Source organism: Pseudomonas sp. lyk4-R2A-10, from assembly GCF_030209075.1.
GTDB classification, from domain to species: domain Bacteria; phylum Pseudomonadota; class Gammaproteobacteria; order Pseudomonadales; family Pseudomonadaceae; genus Aquipseudomonas; species Aquipseudomonas glycinae.
This window is the reverse complement of record NZ_JARVSR010000007.1, coordinates 22,827-43,101: the sequence shown is the minus strand read 5'-3', so window position 1 is coordinate 43,101 and position 20,275 is coordinate 22,827. Positions and strand designations below refer to the sequence as shown.

The window sequence follows — 20,275 nt, the reverse complement described above, 5'->3', positions numbered from 1 at the left end:
TACGCATAAAAAGGAAACGATTGTGCCGTCGGTCGCCATGAACACTTCAGCCCAGGCGGATAAAACGTGCACTCGATTGAGAATGTGCTGCCGGATTTGTGGGGGATGAAAGTAGCGGGATAGAAGGTTGGGTGGCTAGCTAACCATTATGTGACTGATAAGTTGTATACAAGTCTATGGACATTTGTCCTGACTCTTGCATACAGTGTGTGCATAACAAAAACCAGGGAACTCCCCCACCATGAAAACGCCCCATGTTTCACACCAACGGCCCGAGGACGAGAATCTCGGGGTCGGCGCGAATATGGCTTACGGCCTGCAACACGTTCTGACCATGTATGGCGGTATCGTCGCGGTGCCACTGATCATCGGTCAGGCCGCCGGGCTTTCGCCGGCGGACATCGGTCTGTTGATTGCTGCTTCATTGTTTGCGGGGGGGCTGGCCACGTTGCTGCAAACCCTGGGTTTACCGTTTTTCGGCTGTCAGTTGCCGCTGGTGCAGGGCGTGTCGTTCTCTGGCGTTGCTACCATGGTGGCGATTGTCAGCAGTGGCGGGGAGGGCGGCTTCCAGTCGGTGCTCGGCGCAGTGATAGCCGCGTCGTTGATCGGTTTGCTGATCACCCCGGTGTTTTCGCGAATCACCAAGTTCTTCCCGCCGCTGGTCACCGGCATCGTGATCACCACCATCGGCCTGACGCTGATGCCCGTGGCTGCACGCTGGGCCATGGGCGGCAACAGTCACGCCCCTGATTTCGGCAGCATGCAGAACATCGGTCTGGCGGCGGTGACGCTGGTGCTGGTGCTTCTGTTGAGCAAGGTCGGCAGCTCCACCATCTCGCGTCTGTCGATCCTGTTGGCCATGGTGATCGGCACGGTGCTGGCGGTGTTCCTCGGCATGGCGGACTTCTCCAGCGTCACCCAAGGCCCGATGTTCGGCTTCCCGACGCCGTTCCATTTCGGCATGCCGACCTTCCACTTCGCCGCGATCCTGTCGATGTGCATCGTGGTCATGGTGACCCTGGTGGAAACCTCGGCGGACATCCTGGCGGTCGGTGAAATCATCGGCACCAAAGTCGACTCCAAGCGTCTGGGCAACGGCCTGCGGGCGGACATGCTGTCGAGCATGTTTGCACCGATCTTCGGCTCGTTCACCCAAAGCGCCTTCGCCCAGAACGTCGGGCTGGTGGCGGTGACCGGGATCAAGAGCCGCTACGTGGTGGCGACCGGCGGTATCTTCCTGGTGATCCTCGGCCTGCTGCCGTTCATGGGCCGGGTCATTGCAGCCGTGCCGACCTCGGTACTCGGCGGCGCCGGTATCGTGCTGTTCGGCACCGTGGCGGCAAGTGGTATCCGCACGCTGTCCAAGGTCGATTACCGCAACAACGTCAACCTGATCATCGTCGCCACCTCGATCGGCTTCGGCATGATCCCGATTGCCGCGCCGAACTTCTACGATCACTTCCCGAGCTGGTTCGCGACCATTTTCCATTCGGGCATCAGCTCGTCAGCGATCATGGCGATCTTGCTGAACCTGGCGTTCAACCATTTCACGGCGGGCAACTCGGATCAGCAGTCGGTGTTTGCGGCAGCAGAAGAGCGGACCTTGCGTTATCGCGATCTGGCCGCGCTGCGTGAAGGTGACTACTTCAGCGACGGCAAACTGCATGACTGCGACGGCAATGAAGTGCCGGTGATCGATCCGGATGCGGATCACGGTCATGGCGCGCCGAAGGTACATGCCAAGAGCAGCGAACACGTCTGACCGTTGTAGTTGAATGAAAAGGGCCGATCAGTTGCGAAACTGATCGGCCCTTTTTATGGCGCTGGCTTTTTCAATGCCCACAAAAAAGCCCCTGAATCTTTCGATTCAGGGGCTTTGTATTTGGCTCCACAACCTGGACTCGAACCAGGGACCCAGTGATTAACAGTCACTTGCTCTACCAACTGAGCTATTGCGGAATTGGTGCGTATGTTACTGATTTAAAAAGACTAGTCAAGCGCGAGATGTAAATTTGTTGGAAAGGTCAGGACGGGCGGCGGTTTATCGGCGATTGGCGGTTACCAGAACCGTGGCAGAGGTCTACCATGGCCGCCCGGAAGTGGTCACACGCGCTGCCGGCCATTCGCCGAAAAGGTATGCGCCATGAATAGTCCCATCCTCACCCATTGTCCTGTCGAGGTGTTCGCATGAGCACCGCACAAATCAGCCTGCCCAAAGGCGTCGGCCCGCACGCCGAAAAACTCTTCGACGCGATCACCCAGGCCGCCACGGCTGAAGAGCTGAACCGCGCAGGCGGCAAGGCCGAAGGTTTTGTCCTCGGCCTGGAAAGCACCAAGGCCATCAAGAGCCAGATCGCCGAATCGCTCTACGTCGTTTATGACGACGCGGCGACTCAGCGTGCAGCGGAGCTGGTTTAACCGCCGAACGTGAAGGTGCCGAGCATCAGTTTGGCGTACAGCATCGTTGCGCCCAGTTGCACCAGCCACAGCGCCAGCCCGCCGAGAAAAACCCCGGCCGCGACTTGCAGCACCAGGTTGTTGCCGCGCTTGGCCGGGGCGCGGGGGATGAAGTCATCCAGATCATCACGGTCGGCGCGCAGGTCATCGTTTTTCATGTCGTCTCTCTGAAATATCGTTTGGGTGCAGTCTAGAGGGTATGGCGGCTTTTCTTCAGACAAATAAAAAACGGGAAACCCGAAGGCTTCCCGTTTTCAGTGCCACGCCGGATCAGATGACCTGAACGATGGCGTCCGTCACGGCTTCGATGTTGCTCTGGTTCAGCGCGGCGACGCAGATGCGGCCGGTGTCCAGGGCGTAGATGCCGAACTCGTTGCGCAGGCGATGAACCTGTTCGGTGGTCAGGCCGGAGTAGGAGAACATGCCGCGCTGGCGACCGACGAAGCTGAAGTCACGCTGCGGGGCTTTCTTCGCCAGCAGAGCAACCATCTGCTCGCGCATGCCGCGAATGCGCAGGCGCATTTCAGCCAGTTCGGCTTCCCACTGAGCACGCAGTTCCGGGCTGTTCAGCACAGCGGCAACGATGCTTGCACCGTGGGTCGGCGGGTTGGAGTAGTTGGTGCGGATCACGCGTTTGACTTGCGACAGGACGCGGGCGCTTTCTTCTTTCGATTCGCTGATGATCGACAGTGCACCGACGCGCTCGCCGTACAACGAGAACGACTTGGAGAACGAGCTCGATACGAAGAAGGTCAGACCGGATTCAGCGAACAGACGCACGGCAGCGGCGTCTTCGGCGATGCCGTCACCGAAACCCTGGTAAGCCATGTCGAGGAACGGCACGTGACCTTTGGCCTTGACCGCTTCCAGCACGTTGTTCCAGTCCGCCGGGCTCAGGTCGACGCCGGTCGGGTTGTGGCAGCAAGCGTGCAGCACGACGATCGAGCCGTTCGGCAGGGCGTTGAGGTCTTCCAGCAGGCCGGCACGGTTCACGTCGTGGGTGGCGGCGTCGTAGTAGCGGTAGTTCTGCACCGGGAAACCGGCGGTTTCGAACAGCGCGCGGTGGTTTTCCCAGCTCGGGTCGCTGATCGCCACGACGGCATTGGGCAGCAGTTGCTTGAGGAAGTCGGCACCGATTTTCAGTGCGCCGGTACCGCCGACGGCCTGAGTGGTGACAACGCGGCCGGCTGCCAGCAGTGGCGAATCATTGCCGAACAGCAGCTTTTGCACGGCCTGGTCGTAGGCCGCGATGCCGTCGATCGGCAGGTAGCCACGGGAGGCGTGCTGAGCGGCGCGAAGGGTTTCGGCTTCGATGACGGCGCGCAGGAGTGGAATTCGCCCCTCTTCGTTGCAGTACACACCCACCCCGAGGTTGACCTTGTTGGTCCGGGTATCGGCGTTGAATGCTTCGTTGAGGCCCAGGATTGGATCGCGGGGTGCCATTTCGACAGCGGAGAACAGGCTCATTTTTACGGCAGCTCTATTGGAGAGTGGAGGGACGTGTGGCGCTCCAGCCGAATGCACTAGAGCGGTGCACAAACGGGGAGCTAGTATAGAGGCCATCATCGATCAATGGCGACAGGCGATTCGGCTTTTAAGGTAAGTTTTTCCGATTATTTCTCGACCGTTAGTCGAATGAACCTGTCGGAGACTTTACCGGATGTAGGACGTTTGCCTTGAAAGGCGAGGCAATCGGCTCCACATTCAGCACAATCTTCGTTTTTCCTTGCGCGACATCGGTCGTTTGCGGTCTTTCTCGTGGTGCTGCGGTTGCCCGCCGCGTCGCGATTCCAGAGGTGTTTATGTCTGAATTCCAGCTCGTCACCCGTTTCGACCCCGCCGGCGATCAACCCGAAGCCATTCGCCTGATGGTCGAAGGCATCGAAGCCGGGCTGTCGCACCAGACGCTGCTCGGGGTGACCGGGTCGGGCAAGACCTTCAGCATCGCCAATGTGATCGCCCAGGTGCAGCGTCCGACGCTGGTGCTGGCGCCGAACAAGACCCTGGCCGCGCAGTTGTACGGTGAGTTCAAGTCGTTCTTCCCGAACAACGCCGTCGAATACTTCGTTTCCTACTACGACTACTACCAGCCCGAAGCCTATGTGCCGTCGTCCGACACCTTTATCGAGAAGGATGCGTCGATCAACGACCACATCGAGCAGATGCGTCTGTCGGCGACCAAGGCCTTGTTGGAGCGCAAGGACGCGATCATCGTCACCACGGTGTCGTGCATTTACGGTCTGGGCAGCCCGGAAACCTATTTGAAAATGGTCTTGCACGTCGATCGCGGCGACAAGCTCGACCAGCGTGCGCTGGTGCGGCGCCTGGCCGACCTGCAATACACCCGCAACGACATGGATTTCGCCCGTGCGACCTTCCGTGTGCGCGGCGATGTGATCGACATCTACCCGGCGGAATCCGACCTGGAAGCGATCCGCATCGAGCTGTTCGATGACGAGGTGGAGAGCATTTCTGCGTTCGACCCGCTGACCGGCGAAGTCATCCGCAAGCTGCCGCGCTTCACCTTCTACCCGAAGAGCCACTACGTGACGCCCCGGGAAACCCTGCTCGACGCCATCGAGGGGATCAAGGTCGAGTTGCAGGAGCGCCTGGAATACCTGCGCAACAACAACAAACTGGTGGAAGCCCAGCGTCTTGAGCAGCGCACCCGGTTCGACCTGGAGATGATCCTCGAACTCGGCTACTGCAACGGCATCGAAAACTACTCGCGCTACCTGTCCGGACGCCCGGCTGGTGCGGCGCCGCCGACGCTCTACGATTACCTGCCGGCCGATGCGTTGCTGGTGATCGACGAATCCCACGTCAGCGTGCCGCAAGTCGGCGCGATGTATAAGGGCGACCGCTCGCGCAAAGAAACTCTCGTGGAGTACGGCTTCCGCCTGCCATCGGCGCTGGACAACCGGCCGATGCGCTTCGACGAGTGGGAAGGGGTGAGCCCACAGACGATTTTCGTCTCGGCCACGCCCGGCAACTACGAAGCCGAACACGCAGGTCGGGTGATCGAGCAAGTGGTGCGCCCGACCGGTCTGGTCGACCCGCAGGTTGAAGTACGCCCGGCGCTGACTCAGGTCGACGATCTGCTCTCGGAAATCACCAAGCGTGTGGCGCTGGAGGAGCGAGTGCTGGTCACCACGCTGACCAAGCGCATGGCCGAAGACCTGACCGATTACCTGGCCGATCACGGCGTGCGCGTGCGTTATCTGCACTCGGACATCGACACCGTCGAGCGGGTCGAAATCATCCGCGACCTGCGCCTCGGCACCTTTGATGTGCTGGTGGGGATCAACCTTCTGCGTGAAGGTCTGGACATGCCGGAAGTGTCGCTGGTGGCGATTCTTGACGCCGACAAGGAAGGCTTCCTGCGTTCCGAGCGTTCGCTGATCCAGACCATCGGCCGGGCGGCGCGTAACCTCAATGGCCGGGCGATTCTCTACGCCGATCGCATCACCGGTTCGATGGAGCGGGCCATCGGCGAAACCGAGCGCCGTCGCGAAAAGCAGATCGCCTTCAACCTGGCCAACGGCATCACGCCGAAGGGCGTGTTCAAGGACGTCGCCGACATCATGGAAGGCGCCACCGTGCCCGGTTCGCGCAGCAAGAAGCGCAAAGGAATGGCCAAGGCCGCAGAAGAGAACGCCAAGTACGAAGCCGAACTGCGCTCGCCGAGCGAGATCACCAAGCGCATCCGCCAACTGGAAGAGAAGATGTACCAGTTGGCCCGCGACCTGGAATTCGAAGCGGCAGCGCAGATGCGCGACGAAATTGCCAAGCTGCGTGAGCGGCTGTTGGCCGTTTAACGGATCGTTCCCACGCTCTGCGTGGGAACGCAGCCCTGGACGCTCTGCGTCCGCTCAAGGTTAATGTGCCTCGCCGGCCTTCAGTCCGGCGGGCAATTTCTTGGTCAGCAAAATCGCCAACATGCTGATCCCCAGCGCAATCCCGACAAAATGAAACGCATCGTTGTAGGCCATGATCAGCGCCTGCTGATGCACGATCTCGCTCAACTTGCCCAACGCCGCCGTGTCACTGCCGAACCGATCGGTCAGCGACGCCAGGCGTTCGGCCACCTGCGGATTGGTCGGCACCACCGCTTCACGCAAATAATCGAAATAGGTCTTGGTGCGCGCATCCAGCAAAGTAGCGAGCAGGGCAATGCCGATGGCGCCGCCGAGGTTGCGCAAAATGTTGAACAGGCTCGACGCCGAACCCGCGTCCTGCGGCAGGATGTACGCCGTGGCGATCAGCGAAATGGTCACCATGATCAGCGGCTGACCCAAGGCACGGATGATCTGGATCTGGTTGAACTGCGGCCCGGCGAAATCCGGATTGAGCACCCCGGATGAAAAACTCGCCAGCCCGAACAGCCCGAAACCGATTGTGCACAGCCATTTCGGCGAGACGAATTTCATCAGTTTCGGCACTAGCGGAATCAGAAACAGCTGCGGCACGCCCATCCACATGATCACTTCGCCGATCTGCAGGGCGTTGTAGTTCTGGATTTGCGCCAGGTACAGCGGCAGCAGATAGATCGAACCGTACAACCCGACGCCCATGCCGAGGCTGGAAATACTCGACAGCCCGAAATTGCGGTTGCGCAGGATGCCGAGGTTGATGAGCGGGTTGGGCTTGGAAATCTGCACGATCACGAAGGTGATCAGGCTCAGCAGGGCGATGCTGCCCAGCGTCACGATCAGGCTCGATTCCAGCCAGTCCTTGCGATGGCCTTCCTCAAGGAAAACCTGCAGGCAACCGAGGCCGATGCCGAGCGTGAGAATGCCGGTGTAATCGGTGCTTTTCAGCAGCTCCCAATGCGCTTCTTTCTTCTCCAACCCGTACATCAGCCCGGCGATCATGATCAGCCCCGGCGGGATGTTGATATAGAAGATGTACTCCCAGCCCCAGTTTTCCGTGAGCCAGCCGCCGAGGGTCGGGCCGATGGATGGGGCGAAGGTGGCGGTCATGGCAAACATCGCCATGCCTTTGGCGCGGTGGTGTTCGGGGAGTTTGATCAGTGTCAGGGTGAACGCCAGCGGGATCAGCGCGCCGCCGGTGAAGCCCTGCATGGCGCGAAACACGATCATGCTCTCCAGACTCCAGGCCATCGAGCACAACAGCGAAGAAATCAGAAACCCCAGCGACACCCACACCGCCAGCCGCCGTGCCGACAGCAACTGCACCAGCCAGGCGGTCAGCGGAATCATGATGATTTCCGCCACCAGATAAGACGTCGAAATCCATGAGCCTTCTTCCAGCGTCGCCGACAGGGCGCCCTGAATATCCTTGAGCGACGAGTTGGTGATCTGGATGTCGAGCACCGCCATGAAGGCGCCAAGCATCACGCTCATCACCGCGATCCAGTCCCGCCGGGTCGGTTCGCCGACCGGGCGGATCAGTTGATCACCGGCCATTGTCCGGGGCGTCTTTGATGTTCACGGTGGCGGTGACCGACATGCCCGGACGGATCTTGCCGCGCAACGGGTTATCGGCCTTGAACGTCAGCTTGACCGGAATTCGCTGCACGACTTTGGTGAAGTTGCCGGTGGCATTGTCCGGCGGCAACAGGCTGAATTGCGCGCCGGAGGCGGCGAACAGGCTGTCGACCCGGGCTTCGACCGGCGTATCGCCATAGGCATCGAAAAGCAGCTCGGCCTTCTGGCCTGGCTGCATGTGGCCGATCTGGGTTTCCTTAAAGTTGGCCTGCACCCAGATGTCTTCGTCCGGGACGATCGACAAAAGATAGGCGCCGGCCTGTACCACTTGCCCATTGCGCGCGGCACGCTGGCCGATCAGGCCGCTGATCGGCGCGTGGATTTCGCTGCGGGTCAGGTTCAGTTCGGCCTGGGCGAGGTCGGCACGGGCGTTGGCGATCTGTGCATCGAGGCGTTTGATCTCGGCGGTCAGCGCGTTGACCTGCTGGCGCTGGCTCTGGGCATCGGCCTGGGCCTTGGCCACTTGCGAGCGGGCGATATGGGCGTCGGCGGAGAGGGTGGTGACCCGCTCCTCGGAGACGTAGCCGGGTTTACGCAGGGTTTCTGCCCGCGACAAATCCACCTGCGAGCGGCCGAGCGTTGCCTGGGTGGTGGCAACTTGCGCGTCGCTGGCGGCAATCAGGCTGGCTTGCTGGGTCAATTTGCTCTGGGCTTGCAGGCGCTCGGCCTCACGGGTGGCGAGGGCGGCGTTGGCGCGATCGACGGCCAGACGGAAATCATTCGGTTCGAGACGGATCAGCAGTTGGCCCTTTTCCACATGTTGGTTGTCCTGCACCAGCACTTCGTCGATGCGTGCGCTCAACTGGCTCGACACGCGGGTGATTTCACCCTGGACATAGGCGTTGTCGGTGCTTTCATAAAAGCGTCCCTTGAAAAACCAATGGGCGAAAAAGCCCCCGGCAATCAGCAGGACCAGCAGCAGGAAAATGAACAGGCGACGCTTGAGTTGGGCAGGCATGGGCAAACTGTAGTCGAGGAATTGTAAGGAAAGTTATCAGCAGGCGAATCTGGCATACAGCCGATGAACGGTAAATGCCGTCTGTTGATATTCGGCCATTCACCACGGCCAACGGGCGTTCCAGACGCAACCTTGGCTTAAATGCCCTGCCCGCTGGAGCGGGGCGGGTGTCGCCTGTTACCATTCGCCGCTTGATCGTTCTTTGCTTTTCATTCTTTTCGAGACATGCCATGACCACCGTCCGCACTCGCATCGCGCCATCGCCTACCGGGGATCCCCACGTAGGTACCGCTTACATCGCACTGTTCAACTACTGCTTTGCCAAGCAGCACGGCGGTGAGTTCATCCTGCGGATCGAAGACACCGATCAATTGCGTTCGACCCGCGAGTCCGAACAGCAGATCTTCGACGCCCTGCGCTGGCTGGGCATCGACTGGAGCGAAGGCCCGGACGTCGGCGGCCCGCACGGTCCTTACCGTCAGAGCGAGCGCGGCGATATCTACCAGAAGTACTGCCAGCAACTGGTCGATATGGGCCACGCCTTCCCGTGCTTCTGCACCGCTGAAGAGCTGGATCAGATGCGCGCCGAGCAAATGGCGCGCGGCGAAACCCCGCGTTACGACGGCCGTGCGCTGTTGCTGTCCAAGGAAGAAGTCGCCCGGCGCCTGGCTGCGGGCGAGCCGCACGTGATCCGCATGAAGGTGCCGAGCGAAGGCGTCTGCGTGGTGCCGGATATGCTGCGTGGCGACGTCGAGATCCCGTGGGATCGCATGGACATGCAGGTGCTGATGAAGACCGACGGCCTGCCGACGTACTTCCTGGCCAACGTGGTCGACGACCACCTGATGGGCATCACTCACGTGCTGCGTGGCGAAGAATGGCTGCCGTCGGCGCCGAAACTGATCCTGCTTTACGAGTATTTCGGCTGGGAACAGCCGGAGCTGTGCTACATGCCGCTGCTGCGTAACCCGGACAAGAGCAAGCTGTCCAAGCGCAAGAACCCAACTTCGGTGACATTCTACGAGCGCATGGGTTTCATGCCTGAGGCGATGCTCAACTACCTGGGCCGCATGGGCTGGTCGATGCCGGACGAGCGCGAGAAGTTCTCGCTGCAGGAAATGGTCGACAACTTCGACCTCAAGCGCGTGTCGCTGGGCGGGCCGATTTTCGACATCGAGAAACTGTCGTGGCTCAACGGCCAGTGGCTGCGTGATCTGCCGGTGGAAGAGTTCGCCGCTCGCGTACAAAAGTGGGCATTCAATTCCGAATACATGATGAAGATCGCGCCGCATGTTCAGGGCCGTGTCGAAACCTTCAGCCAGGTTGCACCGCTGGCCGGGTTCTTCTTCGCCGGTGGCGTGAACCCGGATGCCAAGCTGTTCGAATCGAAAAAGCTTTCGGGCGATCAGGTTCGTCAGTTGATGCAATTGATCCTGTGGAAGCTGGAAAGCCTGCGTCAGTGGGAGAAGGACAGCATCACCGCGACGATTCAGGCGGTGGTTGAATCCCTCGAGCTCAAGCTGCGTGATGCGATGCCGCTGATGTTTGCTGCAATCACCGGGCAGGCGAGTTCGGTGTCGGTGCTTGATGCGATGGAAATCCTCGGGCCGGATCTGACCCGTTTCCGTCTGCGCCAGGCGATTGACCTGCTGGGCGGCGTGTCGAAGAAAGAAAACAAAGAGTGGGAAAAGCTGTTGGGCGCCATCGCCTGATTGCGTTTGACTCTGCAGGACGCGCCGAAGGTCAGGATCTTTTGATCCTGTCCTTCGGTGTTTTCCCCCGAATTTACGGGGGGAGGGCGGTAAGTGATTGTAATGCCGACAAAAAATTTTGAAATTTTTCAAAAATAAGTTTGACAGCCTTTCGATACGCCCTTAAGATTCGCCCCGTCCTCAGCGATGACATCAACGATGAGGGGCTATAGCTCAGCTGGGAGAGCGCTTGCATGGCATGCAAGAGGTCGACGGTTCGATCCCGTCTAGCTCCACCAATTTACACTTCGAAGCCTGGCCGCACCGGCTTCGAAGCGATCAACACTCAGCGTTGATCAGTTGTATAGAAGGGTTTGCGTCCCCTTCGTCTAGTGGCCTAGGACACCGCCCTTTCACGGCGGTAACAGGGGTTCGAGTCCCCTAGGGGACGCCAGTTTTACAGAAGTGATGTTGCAAGATGTCGCTCCGCCGAGAGGCGAAAAATCCGGGGCTATAGCTCAGCTGGGAGAGCGCCTGCATGGCATGCAGGAGGTCAGCGGTTCGATCCCGCTTAGCTCCACCAATTTACAGTTCAAGGTCTGGCCACACCGGCCTTGAATCGATCAGTACTCAGCGCTGATCATTTGTATAGAAGGTTTGTGTCCCCTTCGTCTAGTGGCCTAGGACACCGCCCTTTCACGGCGGTAACAGGGGTTCGAGTCCCCTAGGGGACGCCACGATTACCCGCTCTGCGGGATTTTATAAGGGTCATTCAATTATTGAATGGCCCTTTTGTTTGTCTGGCGTTTGGCCAAATCCTCTTTTTCCTTAACACTGTGCTTCAGACCAGCGGTCACGCGTGTGACTTGCGGAATATTATTATGAGAATAATATTGCTATCGTAATATTCGGAGGCGACGATGAACGACAAGAAAGCTCAAACCCGCGAACGCATTCTCAAGGCCGCCAGTGCTGCACTGATCCAGCGCGGTCCGGCTGAACCGAGCGTGGGCGAAGTGATGGGTGCGGCCGGCCTGACCGTCGGCGGCTTCTATGCCCACTTCGAAAGCAAGGACGCCATGATGCTTGAGGCGTTCAAGCAATTGCTCGGTCGCCGTCGCGACCTGATTGCCGACATGGATAGCGAGCTGACCGGTGAAGAGCGCCGCGCTCTGGTAGCCGCGTTCTATCTGTCGCGCAAGCATCGCGATTCCAGCGATTCGGCGTGCCCGATTCCAGCCTCCATCGGCGAGTTGGGCCGTTTGCCAGAGGCGTTCCGGATCGCGTTGAACGAACACCTGGAATTGATGATTGCGCAGTTGGCCGCAACGCCGGAAGACACCGACAAAGCGTTGGCCGACGTGGCCTTGATGGTGGGTGGTCTGGCGCTCGCCAGGGCGTTGGGCCCAGGGGATTTATCCGATCGATTGCTGCGCGCTGCCAAGTCGGCGGTGCGTTGAGCTGAAGGCTACAAGCCCGGGGAGAGAGCGATGAGCACGTTGAAGTGGGTTCGCGGCGTTAATGGCACCTTGGGCTGGTTCGCACCGAAACTGGTGGCGAGCAAAATGCGGTTGGCGTTCATGACGCCGCGCGCGAATACACCGCGCGATTGGGAATTGCCGCTGCTGGCGAAATCCGAACGCATCACCTTGCGTTTCGGTCTTTCGGCCCTGCGCTGGGGGCAAGGCCCGACTGTTTTGCTGATGCATGGCTGGGAAGGGCGTCCCACCCAGTTTGCCGCGTTGATCACGGCGCTGGTCGAAGCGGGCTACACCGTTGTCGCGCTGGATGGTCCGGCCCACGGTCGCTCGCCGGGGCGCGAAGCCAATGTGGTGCTGTTCGCCCGTGCGATGCTTGAGGCCGCGGCCGAATTGCCGCCGTTGCAAGCGGTCATCGGCCACTCCATGGGCGGTGCCAGTGCCATGCTCGCGGTGCAATTGGGCTTGCGCACCGAAACCCTGGTGAGCATCGCCGCTCCAGCGCGGATTCTCGGGGTGTTGCGCGGATTTGCCCGCTACGTCGGCATGCCGCCCAGAGCTCGTTCCGCGTTCATTCGCGAGGTTGAACAGGACGTCGGCATGCGCGCCGCCACCCTTGATGTCGCCCACTATCAACTGGATATGCCAGGCCTGATCGTGCATGCCGAAGACGACACGTTCGTCTCGGTCAAGGAATCCCAATTGATCCACGAATCCTGGTTCGACAGTCGCCTGCTGCGTCTGGAGACCGGCGGCCATCAACGCGTACTGGCCGACCCTCGGGTGATTGATGGCGTGTTATCACTGCTGGCCGGTCGCAGCCTTCAGGCGCGGCAATCGGCCTAGTCATCCGTTACACTGTCCCGGTTGAATCATCTGACCGGGAGTAGGGCATGGGCTGGGATCGGGCAACGCCGTTTACCATTGATCTGCAAGTGGGCGCCGAGGACATTGACGGGTTGGGCCATGCCAACAACGCAGTCTACGTGACCTGGCTTGAGCGCTGCGCCTGGCGCCACTCACAGCGTCTGGGTCTGGATCTGGTCGAGTACCGGCGCCTGGATCGGGCGATGGCCGTTGTGCGACACGAAATCGATTACCTGGCCGCCGCCTACGAAGGCGACGATCTGCAGCTGGCGACGTGGATTGTCGATTGGGATCAGCGCCTGAAAATGACCCGTCACTTCCAACTGATTCGCCCCAGTGACAACGCCACGCTGCTGCGCGCCCAGACCACCTTCGTCTGCATCGAGCTGTCCACCGGCAAGCCAAAGCGCATGCCCGCCGAGTTCATCGAGGGCTACGGCCCGGCCATACAGACGACGGACATGGGTTTAACCCGCGAAACCCAGTAAACTGCCGCACGTTTTTCCTTGAGTGTGTGTTTCCCATGCAAATTGCTCTGGCGCCGATGGAGGGGTTGGTCGATGACATCCTGCGCGATGTCCTGACCCGTGTCGGCGGTATTGACTGGTGCGTGACCGAATTCATTCGGGTCAACGATCAGTTGCTGACTCCGGCCTATTTCCACAAGTTCGGTCCTGAACTGCTCAACGGTGCGCGCACGGCGTCCGGCGTGCCACTGCGCGTGCAGTTGCTGGGTTCCGATCCGGTGTGCCTAGCGGAAAACGCGGCGCTGGCCTGCGAACTGGGCTCCGAAGTGATCGACCTGAACTTCGGTTGCCCGGCCAAGACCGTCAACAAGTCCCGTGGCGGTGCGGTACTGCTCAAGGAGCCGGAACTGCTCAACCGGATCGTCGAACACGTGCGTCGCGCCGTACCTGCGCACATTCCGGTTACCGCCAAGATGCGCCTGGGTTTCGACAGCCCGGACGGCTCGCTGGTCTGCGCCACGGCGCTGGCCGAGGGCGGTGCCGAGCACATCGTGGTTCACGCCCGGACCAAGGTCGACGGCTATAAGCCACCGGCCCATTGGGAGTGGATCCCGCGCGTACAAGATGTGGTCAAGGTGCCGGTATTCGCCAACGGCGACATCTGGAGCGTCGAGGACTGGCGACGCTGCCGGGAAATCAGCGGCGTCGAAGACATCATGCTCGGTCGTGGTCTGGTGTCGCGCCCGGATCTGGCCCGTCAGATCGCCGCTGCCCGTGCCGGTGAGGAGGTCGTCGAGATGACCTGGACCGAACTGATGCCACTGATCCAGGACTTCTGGCTGCAAGCCAAAGCGCAAATGACCGCGCGCCAGTCGCCGGGCCGTTTGAAACAGTGGCTGGCCATGCTGACCCGCAATTACCCCGAGGCCGTCGAGCTGTTTACCGTGCTGCGCCGGGAGACCGAGCCGGATCAGGTCTCGCGTTTGCTGGGTTTGCCGGTCGCCGAAGCCGCCTGAAAAAAATCTTCAAACGATCTCTTGAAAACAAAACGCAGGTCCCTATCTAAGGGTTACGCGATGCCGAATTCGGGTCGCGGAGACAAAAAAACTTGCTGATTGTTTTCAGGAGATTTGAACCATGAGTACTGCATTTTCCCTCGCTCCACTGTTCCGTTCCTCGGTAGGTTTCGACCGTTTCAACGACCTGTTCGAAACTGCCCTGCGCAACGAGCCGGGCAGCACCTATCCGCCTTACAACGTGGAAAAACACGGTGACGATCAATACCGCATCGTCGTGGCGGCGGCCGGTTTCCAGGAAGAAGACCTGGAACTGCAAGTCGAAAAAGGCGTGCTGACCATCAGTGGCGGCAAGCGTGATGCCAATGAAGGCGTCACGTTCCTGCACCAGGGCATTGCCCAGCGTGCATTCAAGCTGTCCTTCCGCCTGGCCGATCACATCGAGATCAAGGCCGCCGGCCTGAGCAACGGTCTGTTGAGCATCGACCTGTTGCGCGTGATTCCGGAAGAGGCGAAAGCCAAGCGCATCCCGATCAACGGAGCGCAGCCGGCTCTGCAACACTGAGTCACTTGCAGAAACAAATCGTCTGAACGGGCGATAAGCCGCTGAATGAAGGCCCCGATACGTCGGGGCCTTTTTTGTGGGCGCAGGAAAATGGCTGTTCGACTTTGCCGCCAGCGGCGGTTTCTCTACAATCCGCCGCAGTTTTGCCGACCCCCATCCTTATCGGTCGGCCTGGAGCCTTTTTTCATGGACGATATTCAACAGCGCTGGCTGTGTGCCCTTTCTGCGCCAATGGCAGCGCTCAACACCGGCGCCGGGTATGACGACCCTGCCTTCTGCGATGACCCCTATATCGATCTGAAAGGCAGCTGGGGAATCGATGACCGGCGACAATTGTTCGACATGCTTCAATGGATGACGGACGACGGACATGCCAAGCACCTGAGTGGCGCCTATTCGGCGTGGCAACGTTGTCTGCCGAATGAATGGCAGCGCCTGCTCGAAGAGCTGAGCCCTCGCGAGCGTGTTCTGCATGAGTTTGCCAGTCGCACTTTTGGCAGTTGTGGTCCAGGAGGGATCTTGTCCTGGGATTACGGGCGGATGGGGTTTCTCTTGCGTTGCGCAGTGCGCAATCAGTGGATTGATCTGGCCGAAAGCAACTGGCTGCACAGTCGTTTGGCCGTCAGGGCGCAGTTTCACTACGGTAACTGGATGTCCTACTTCAATGGCTTTGTTGTGGGTCGCAGCTTTTGGTGCTGCCTGAACACAAGCGACGACGAGCTGGCCTGGGAGTTGGAGCGGCAGGGGGACAGTGCTCATAACCTGCGGATCACCCGCGGCCTCGCCCAGAACATCCCGCACTTTCTGGCCGACCTGCCCTGGCACATGGAAATTGGTTCGTTACCCCGTCCGGCATCGCTCAAGGAGTTCGACTGGTCATGAGTTGCTGGATTCGCCTGGGCATCGAGCCCACCTCCGACGAAACCCGGATTCGTGATGCCTACCGCGCACGTTTGCCGTCGCATCATCCGGAAACCGATCCGGAAGGTTTTCAGGTGCTGCGTATGGCCTACGAAAACGCGTTGCGTCTGGCGCGGGAAGGCGAGGAAGAAGCGCCCGAGGAAGAAACTGAAGAGTCAGGGCAGGAGGTTGTCGAGGTCCCGCAGGCGTTCGCGGATTTCTGCGAGTTGCTTGACGATCCCGCGCGACGTTTCAACTTCGAGGCGTGGCAGGCATTTGTCCGGGCGCTGGATGAGCTGTCGCTGGAACAGCTCGATGAACTCAGTTGGGGGCTCTACCACCGGATGGCCGATGCCGGCCCTCTGTCTTACCGCTGCGCGAATCTGTTGGCCAAGCGTATGGCGTGGCATCAGCAGTTACTGGATCTGGAGTTCAACGACGCGCATCGGGTGGGAGCCTTTTTGCAGCGAATCGAAACGCCTGACCCGTTCGATACCGATCTGATGAGCGCCTGGTCATTGGCTGCGCAGACCGAAACACTTTGGTACGCCCGCAGCCTCGACTTTATTTTCACCCAGCGTCCCCTCCATGAGTTCGCTGACTTCGCCAGTCAGCACACGTGTCTGCCGTTGCCGGATGATGCTGCGTTCATGAAACGTTTGCTGGTGCAGTTCACCCAGGCGGGCATCGGTGCACCGATATTTTTGCAGTGCTGTGTCGAAAAACAGCTGGAAGCACCGGATGACGTGGACTGGCTTTACCTGTTGGCGTGTCAGAGCAGTCTGCTGGGGCGGGACGATCAGGCATTGCCGTGCTGGATCAGGCTGTGGAACGAGTTCCGCCATCCGATGGCCGAAAGTCGTCTGCTGGAATTGTGCGCCAAGCGGCAACCGACTTTTCTGCCTCTGCTGATTCAGGCGTTCGATTGTCTGGGCGATTTCTCCGAGTGGCCTGCGGATCTCGGGGATGACGCGCAGGTATACGGCAGTCCGTCACAACGCCCCGAGACGCTGAACCGTTGGTTGGGTGTCGGGCGGTTGAAGCTCGATAGCCTGGCGAAAAGTTTTGTCGATTGGCGCATGACAGGCGATGAGCTCCCGTTGCTTGCCCAACTGCTGGGTGAGAATGCCGACAGCAGGCTGCTGCAACTGTACCGGCATGCCTGGGCGCTGCATCGCGGTGATGCGGTCTTGCTGCAGCGGATTCTGGATCAGCCGCTCCCGGTCGATGCGCTTGAATGCCTGGTGTTGAGCGGGTTCAAAGTTCAGGCCGGACAACATCTGCGCTGGTTGGAGAATGCGCCGATTGCGCAGGCTATGAGTGTATTCAGCGAAGCGGATTCAATATCGCAGCAATTGCCGCAGGCACTGACAACAGGCGAGCTGCAAAAGGTCTGTCGCCTGTGGTTGCGTCGCTTGCGGCCCTACAGTGACACCGCCCTGGAGCGCATCGCCGAAGCATTCAAATTGGGCGCCGTCAAAGACGACTGTGACTTGTCCGAGCTCGATCTGCTCCTTCAGTTGAGCCGTCGCGGGATAGGGTTGCCGCCGGTCGGGCTGGGCGAGGCTGCCTGGGAGTGGCACGCTCAAACCGTGTTTTTGCTGGCGTTGCTGGATCAGCCGGAGCGCTGGCTGCCAATGATCGATGGGCAGTGCCTGGAGCGTCTGCCGTTCAGTCCGGTTCATCCTTTGAGTCGACTGCAGCCACTGTTGCGGCGGTTGCAACGCGAGCAAGGCAATTGCGACGGTTTACTGGGCTGGCTGCAAGGCAATGATCCGGTGCACGGCTTGCTGGTGCAGCAATTGTTCAGCGTGCAGCAGGCACTCGACAGCGCCCGATTGCCTGCCAATACCCTGCTTTACACCTGCATCGAGAGCGACCGCGCTGCGTGTGGCGACGATCTGTTGGGGCTGTTGATGTTCTGGGGCGTGCTCTATCACGACCCGAGCCTGAGCGCCGAGCAGCATCGTGCCTTGCTGCAGTCCATCGCGGCAGTCAGTTGCGAGGATGACTGGTTCGAAGGGTTTCGTGACGGCTTGATCAAGGGCGAGCCGGTGTGGCCGCCGCGCAAGGTGTTGACGGATTTTGGGGTCGACAAACTGTTGGCATACGAGGCCCTCGATTCGCTCAAGGCCATGGTTCGCTATGGCGCTGCCGGAGTGCCGAAAACGCGAGTGCTGTGCCAATTGCAGCAGGGCAAGGATGACGTGAAGAACAGTATCGGCTTGCGCCTGGCGCTGTGTGCCTTGCTGTCCTGGTCGGAGCGTTTGATGTTGGCCAAAAGTGATATTCAGCCGGTGCCGGCAGGGGCGATCTGGCGCCTGGGTTCGCGGCTGGGGCGCAAGGCTTTTATCGCCCAGGTCCTGGGGTGTGTGGTGATTACGCCGGTGGCAGGATTGATCAGCGGTACCACATTCTTTGGCATTCTGATCCTGTTACTGGGTGTTCTGCTGTTATTCGGTGCCACTCTGCGCCGTTTGCATGATATGGGACGAGGCCTGCCCACATTGCTGATATTCATGGCCGTGTCGCCGGTCTTGCCGTTTCTGCCGCTGCTGCTGTTCGGCTTTCCCGGTGACAAGTTGCCCAACCGGTACGGGGTGCCACCGGACAGCGGCGGTGGCGAGATGCTGTCCGGTGGTCTGCAGGCTGCTCTGCGGCGACTTAACGGTTAGAGGCGCAGTTGATCCAGCGCCTTGTTGAGCTCTGAGCGGTGGCTGGCGATCTCGGCCGGCTGCTGTCCGCCGAGTACCGTGGTGAAGTTGTGCAGCCACTCGGCAATGTGTTCGCGCTGCGTGCCCAGACTTTGCATCCATGCCCGCTCCAGACGGGCCAGCAGTGTGCGGTTGGGCAATGCGTCGCGTGGATGGACCTTCAGCGTCGACAGACGGTTATGGCTGTCTCTGCGTGCTTGTTCATTCAGCCCGGTGGGACTGCGGTCGATGCTGTGGCTGTGGCGTTCGCCGGTCTGGAGCAGCGTGACGTCGACCTCGAGTAAACCGTTGATGTCGTAACTGAAGCGTACGTCCAGCTCCTGAATGTTATCGGTGGGCGTCAAGGTGACATCGAAAGCGTCAATGAGGATGTTGTCACGTACCCACGGCCGCTCACCCTGATAAACGGCAATGCGCAGCAGCTCCTGCCGGGGATGGGTTGTGTGGTAGCGCTCTACCCGTGACGTCGGGATGATGGTGTTGCGTTCGATGATCGGCGAAAAGGCGCCGTCGATGCCTTTGCCACGCATGGTTGCGATGCCCAGTGTATACGGGCAGACATCGGTCAGAATCAGTTCTTCGATCGCGCCATCGCGCGCCTTGCAGGCCGCTTGCGTGGCCGCACCCAATGCAACGAGGGTGTCGGGATCAAGATGCCGGTAGGGCAGGCGTCCGAACAGTGTGGCGACCAACTGTTGTACCGCAGGCATTCGCGTTGCCCCACCGACCAGCACCAGACTGTCGAGATCCCGTGGTTTCAAGCGCGCATCGCGCAGGGCCTGTTCGATCGGCGCGCGCAATCGTACCAGCAACGGTTCCCAGATCTTCACGGCAGCGGCTTCATCCAGCGACCATTCGTACAGTTTGTCGGCATGGTGCCAGCTCAGCGATTGAGGTCCTTCGCCGAGTTCGCATTTGAGTTGTTCCAGGGCATCGCCCAGGCTGGCCATGCCTTGCGGATCAATCATCGACGGGGTCAGTCGCCAGTTTTTCAGACAGGCATTCAGCAGTGCAGCGGTAAAGTCCTCCCCACCCAAAAAGTTGTCCCCGGTGGACGCATGCACTTCAATCAGCGGCAACGCATATTCCAGCACCGTGACATCGAATGTCCCGCCGCCCAGATCGAAAATCAGCGTGCGTTCGAATTTTTGCTCGTGCAGCCCGTACGCCATTGCAGCGGCGGTAGGCTCGTTGATCAGTCGGGAGACCTTCAGGCCCGCCAGTTCGGCGGCGAACAGTGTGCGTTTGCGTTGCTCGTCACTGAAATACGCCGGTACGGAAATCACTGCTTCAGAAACCGGATGACCGAGAAAGGCTTCGGCGTCCTGCTTGAGTGAGCCCAGCACCAGTGCCGATAACTCTTCGGGGCTGAAGGTTTTGGTGCCGAGTTCGATCTGCCGGTCGCTGCCCATGAATCGCTTGAACGCGGCGGCTGTGCGTTCCGGGTGGGTCGTGAGGCGTGCGCGTGCGGCTTTGCCGACCAGGATGGTCTCGTCTTCATCGAGGCTGACCACCGACGGGGTCAGTACCTCGCCTAGGGCGTTGGGAATCAATCGGGCCTGACCGTCCTGCCAGACGGCGATCAAACTGTTGGTGGTGCCAAGGTCAATGCCCAGCAGGGCCGGGCGGGGGAGGGTTGCATCCTGCATGAT

General features: G+C 60.1%; 16 protein-coding genes and 5 tRNA genes. 15 read left to right on the top strand and 6 right to left on the bottom strand.

From position 1 onward, the window contains the following. Positions 1 to 241 precede the first annotated feature (241 nt). Entirely contained in the window at positions 242 to 1,762 is a 1,521-nt protein-coding gene (locus QRN46_RS11380) for a nucleobase:cation symporter-2 family protein (protein WP_011333335.1), read from the top strand. Between the two features lie 121 nt (positions 1,763 to 1,883). On the opposite strand, the gene QRN46_RS11375 is transcribed toward QRN46_RS11380, so the two are convergent. Then, positions 1,884 to 1,959, bottom strand: a tRNA-Asn gene (locus QRN46_RS11375). Positions 1,960 to 2,187: 228 nt separating this feature from the next. Here QRN46_RS11375 and QRN46_RS11370 point away from each other — a divergent pair. After that, a complete protein-coding gene (locus QRN46_RS11370; protein ID WP_085655209.1) occupies positions 2,188 to 2,418 on the top strand; it encodes a hypothetical protein in 231 nt (76 codons plus the stop codon). Here the strand turns inward: QRN46_RS11370 and QRN46_RS11365 are convergent. Both QRN46_RS11365 and QRN46_RS11360 read right to left on the bottom strand, forming a co-directional pair. After that, the gene (locus tag QRN46_RS11365) at positions 2,415 to 2,615 is read right to left on the bottom strand and encodes a hypothetical protein (protein ID WP_007956421.1); all 201 of its coding nucleotides are present in this window, start codon (positions 2,613 to 2,615) and stop codon (positions 2,415 to 2,417) included. The genes QRN46_RS11370 and QRN46_RS11365 overlap by 4 nt on opposite strands. Positions 2,616 to 2,727: 112 nt before the next feature. Continuing rightward, complete coding sequence (locus QRN46_RS11360) at positions 2,728 to 3,924, bottom strand: amino acid aminotransferase (RefSeq protein ID WP_039770139.1); 1,197 nt, start codon at positions 3,922 to 3,924, stop codon at positions 2,728 to 2,730. A 335-nt stretch (positions 3,925 to 4,259) separates the two neighbouring features. On the opposite strand from QRN46_RS11360, the gene uvrB reads away from it, so the two are divergent. Then, positions 4,260 to 6,275 carry an excinuclease ABC subunit UvrB gene (uvrB, locus tag QRN46_RS11355; protein WP_285354692.1) on the top strand — a complete coding sequence of 672 codons (2,016 nt, stop codon included), beginning with the start codon at positions 4,260 to 4,262 and terminating at the stop codon, positions 6,273 to 6,275. Between the two features lie 60 nt (positions 6,276 to 6,335). Here the strand turns inward: uvrB and QRN46_RS11350 are convergent, their stop codons facing one another. Continuing rightward, complete coding sequence (locus QRN46_RS11350) at positions 6,336 to 7,886, bottom strand: MDR family MFS transporter (RefSeq protein WP_489105191.1); 1,551 nt, start codon at positions 7,884 to 7,886, stop codon at positions 6,336 to 6,338. After that, positions 7,876 to 8,925, bottom strand: coding sequence for an HlyD family secretion protein (locus tag QRN46_RS11345; RefSeq protein ID WP_221615649.1), 1,050 nt, complete (start codon positions 8,923 to 8,925; stop codon positions 7,876 to 7,878). The genes QRN46_RS11350 and QRN46_RS11345 overlap by 11 nt, the downstream gene beginning before the upstream one ends. A 230-nt stretch (positions 8,926 to 9,155) precedes the next feature. On the opposite strand from QRN46_RS11345, the gene gltX reads away from it, so the two are divergent. The 12 genes from gltX (at position 9,156) to QRN46_RS11285 (ending at position 18,584) form a co-directional block, all read left to right on the top strand. Next, positions 9,156 to 10,637 carry a glutamate--tRNA ligase gene (gltX, locus tag QRN46_RS11340; RefSeq protein WP_007956429.1) on the top strand — a complete coding sequence of 494 codons (1,482 nt, stop codon included), beginning with the start codon at positions 9,156 to 9,158 and terminating at the stop codon, positions 10,635 to 10,637. 202 nt (positions 10,638 to 10,839) lie between these two features. After that, positions 10,840 to 10,915: transfer RNA gene (locus tag QRN46_RS11335), tRNA-Ala, on the top strand. A 79-nt stretch (positions 10,916 to 10,994) separates the two neighbouring features. Further along, positions 10,995 to 11,070: transfer RNA gene (locus QRN46_RS11330), tRNA-Glu, on the top strand. A gap of 53 nt (positions 11,071 to 11,123) precedes the next feature. Then, positions 11,124 to 11,199: transfer RNA gene (locus tag QRN46_RS11325), tRNA-Ala, on the top strand. Between the two features lie 78 nt (positions 11,200 to 11,277). Continuing rightward, positions 11,278 to 11,353, top strand: a tRNA-Glu gene (locus tag QRN46_RS11320). 183 nt (positions 11,354 to 11,536) lie between these two features. Then, the gene (locus QRN46_RS11315; RefSeq protein WP_011333341.1) at positions 11,537 to 12,076 is read left to right on the top strand and encodes a TetR/AcrR family transcriptional regulator; all 540 of its coding nucleotides are present in this window, start codon (positions 11,537 to 11,539) and stop codon (positions 12,074 to 12,076) included. A gap of 30 nt (positions 12,077 to 12,106) precedes the next feature. Continuing rightward, entirely contained in the window at positions 12,107 to 12,940 is an 834-nt protein-coding gene (locus tag QRN46_RS11310) for an alpha/beta fold hydrolase (RefSeq protein WP_285354691.1), read from the top strand. A gap of 47 nt (positions 12,941 to 12,987) precedes the next feature. Beyond that, the gene (locus QRN46_RS11305) at positions 12,988 to 13,449 is read left to right on the top strand and encodes an acyl-CoA thioesterase (protein WP_285354690.1); all 462 of its coding nucleotides are present in this window, start codon (positions 12,988 to 12,990) and stop codon (positions 13,447 to 13,449) included. A 35-nt stretch (positions 13,450 to 13,484) separates the two neighbouring features. Beyond that, the gene (locus QRN46_RS11300; protein ID WP_085667876.1) at positions 13,485 to 14,444 is read left to right on the top strand and encodes a tRNA dihydrouridine synthase; all 960 of its coding nucleotides are present in this window, start codon (positions 13,485 to 13,487) and stop codon (positions 14,442 to 14,444) included. Between the two features lie 121 nt (positions 14,445 to 14,565). After that, complete coding sequence (locus QRN46_RS11295) at positions 14,566 to 15,009, top strand: Hsp20 family protein (RefSeq protein ID WP_011333344.1); 444 nt, start codon at positions 14,566 to 14,568, stop codon at positions 15,007 to 15,009. A 186-nt stretch (positions 15,010 to 15,195) separates the two neighbouring features. Beyond that, positions 15,196 to 15,891 (top strand): DUF1266 domain-containing protein, encoded by a 696-nt coding sequence (locus tag QRN46_RS11290; protein ID WP_285354689.1) that lies wholly within the window; start codon positions 15,196 to 15,198, stop codon positions 15,889 to 15,891. Continuing rightward, positions 15,888 to 18,584, top strand: a complete 2,697-nt coding sequence (locus QRN46_RS11285) for a J domain-containing protein (protein ID WP_285354688.1) — start codon at positions 15,888 to 15,890, stop codon at positions 18,582 to 18,584. Before QRN46_RS11290 ends, QRN46_RS11285 begins: the two co-directional genes overlap by 4 nt. Here the strand turns inward: QRN46_RS11285 and QRN46_RS11280 are convergent. Continuing rightward, entirely contained in the window at positions 18,581 to 20,272 is a 1,692-nt protein-coding gene (locus QRN46_RS11280; protein ID WP_285354687.1) for a molecular chaperone HscC, read from the bottom strand. The genes QRN46_RS11285 and QRN46_RS11280 overlap by 4 nt on opposite strands. Positions 20,273 to 20,275: the final 3 nt, after the last annotated feature.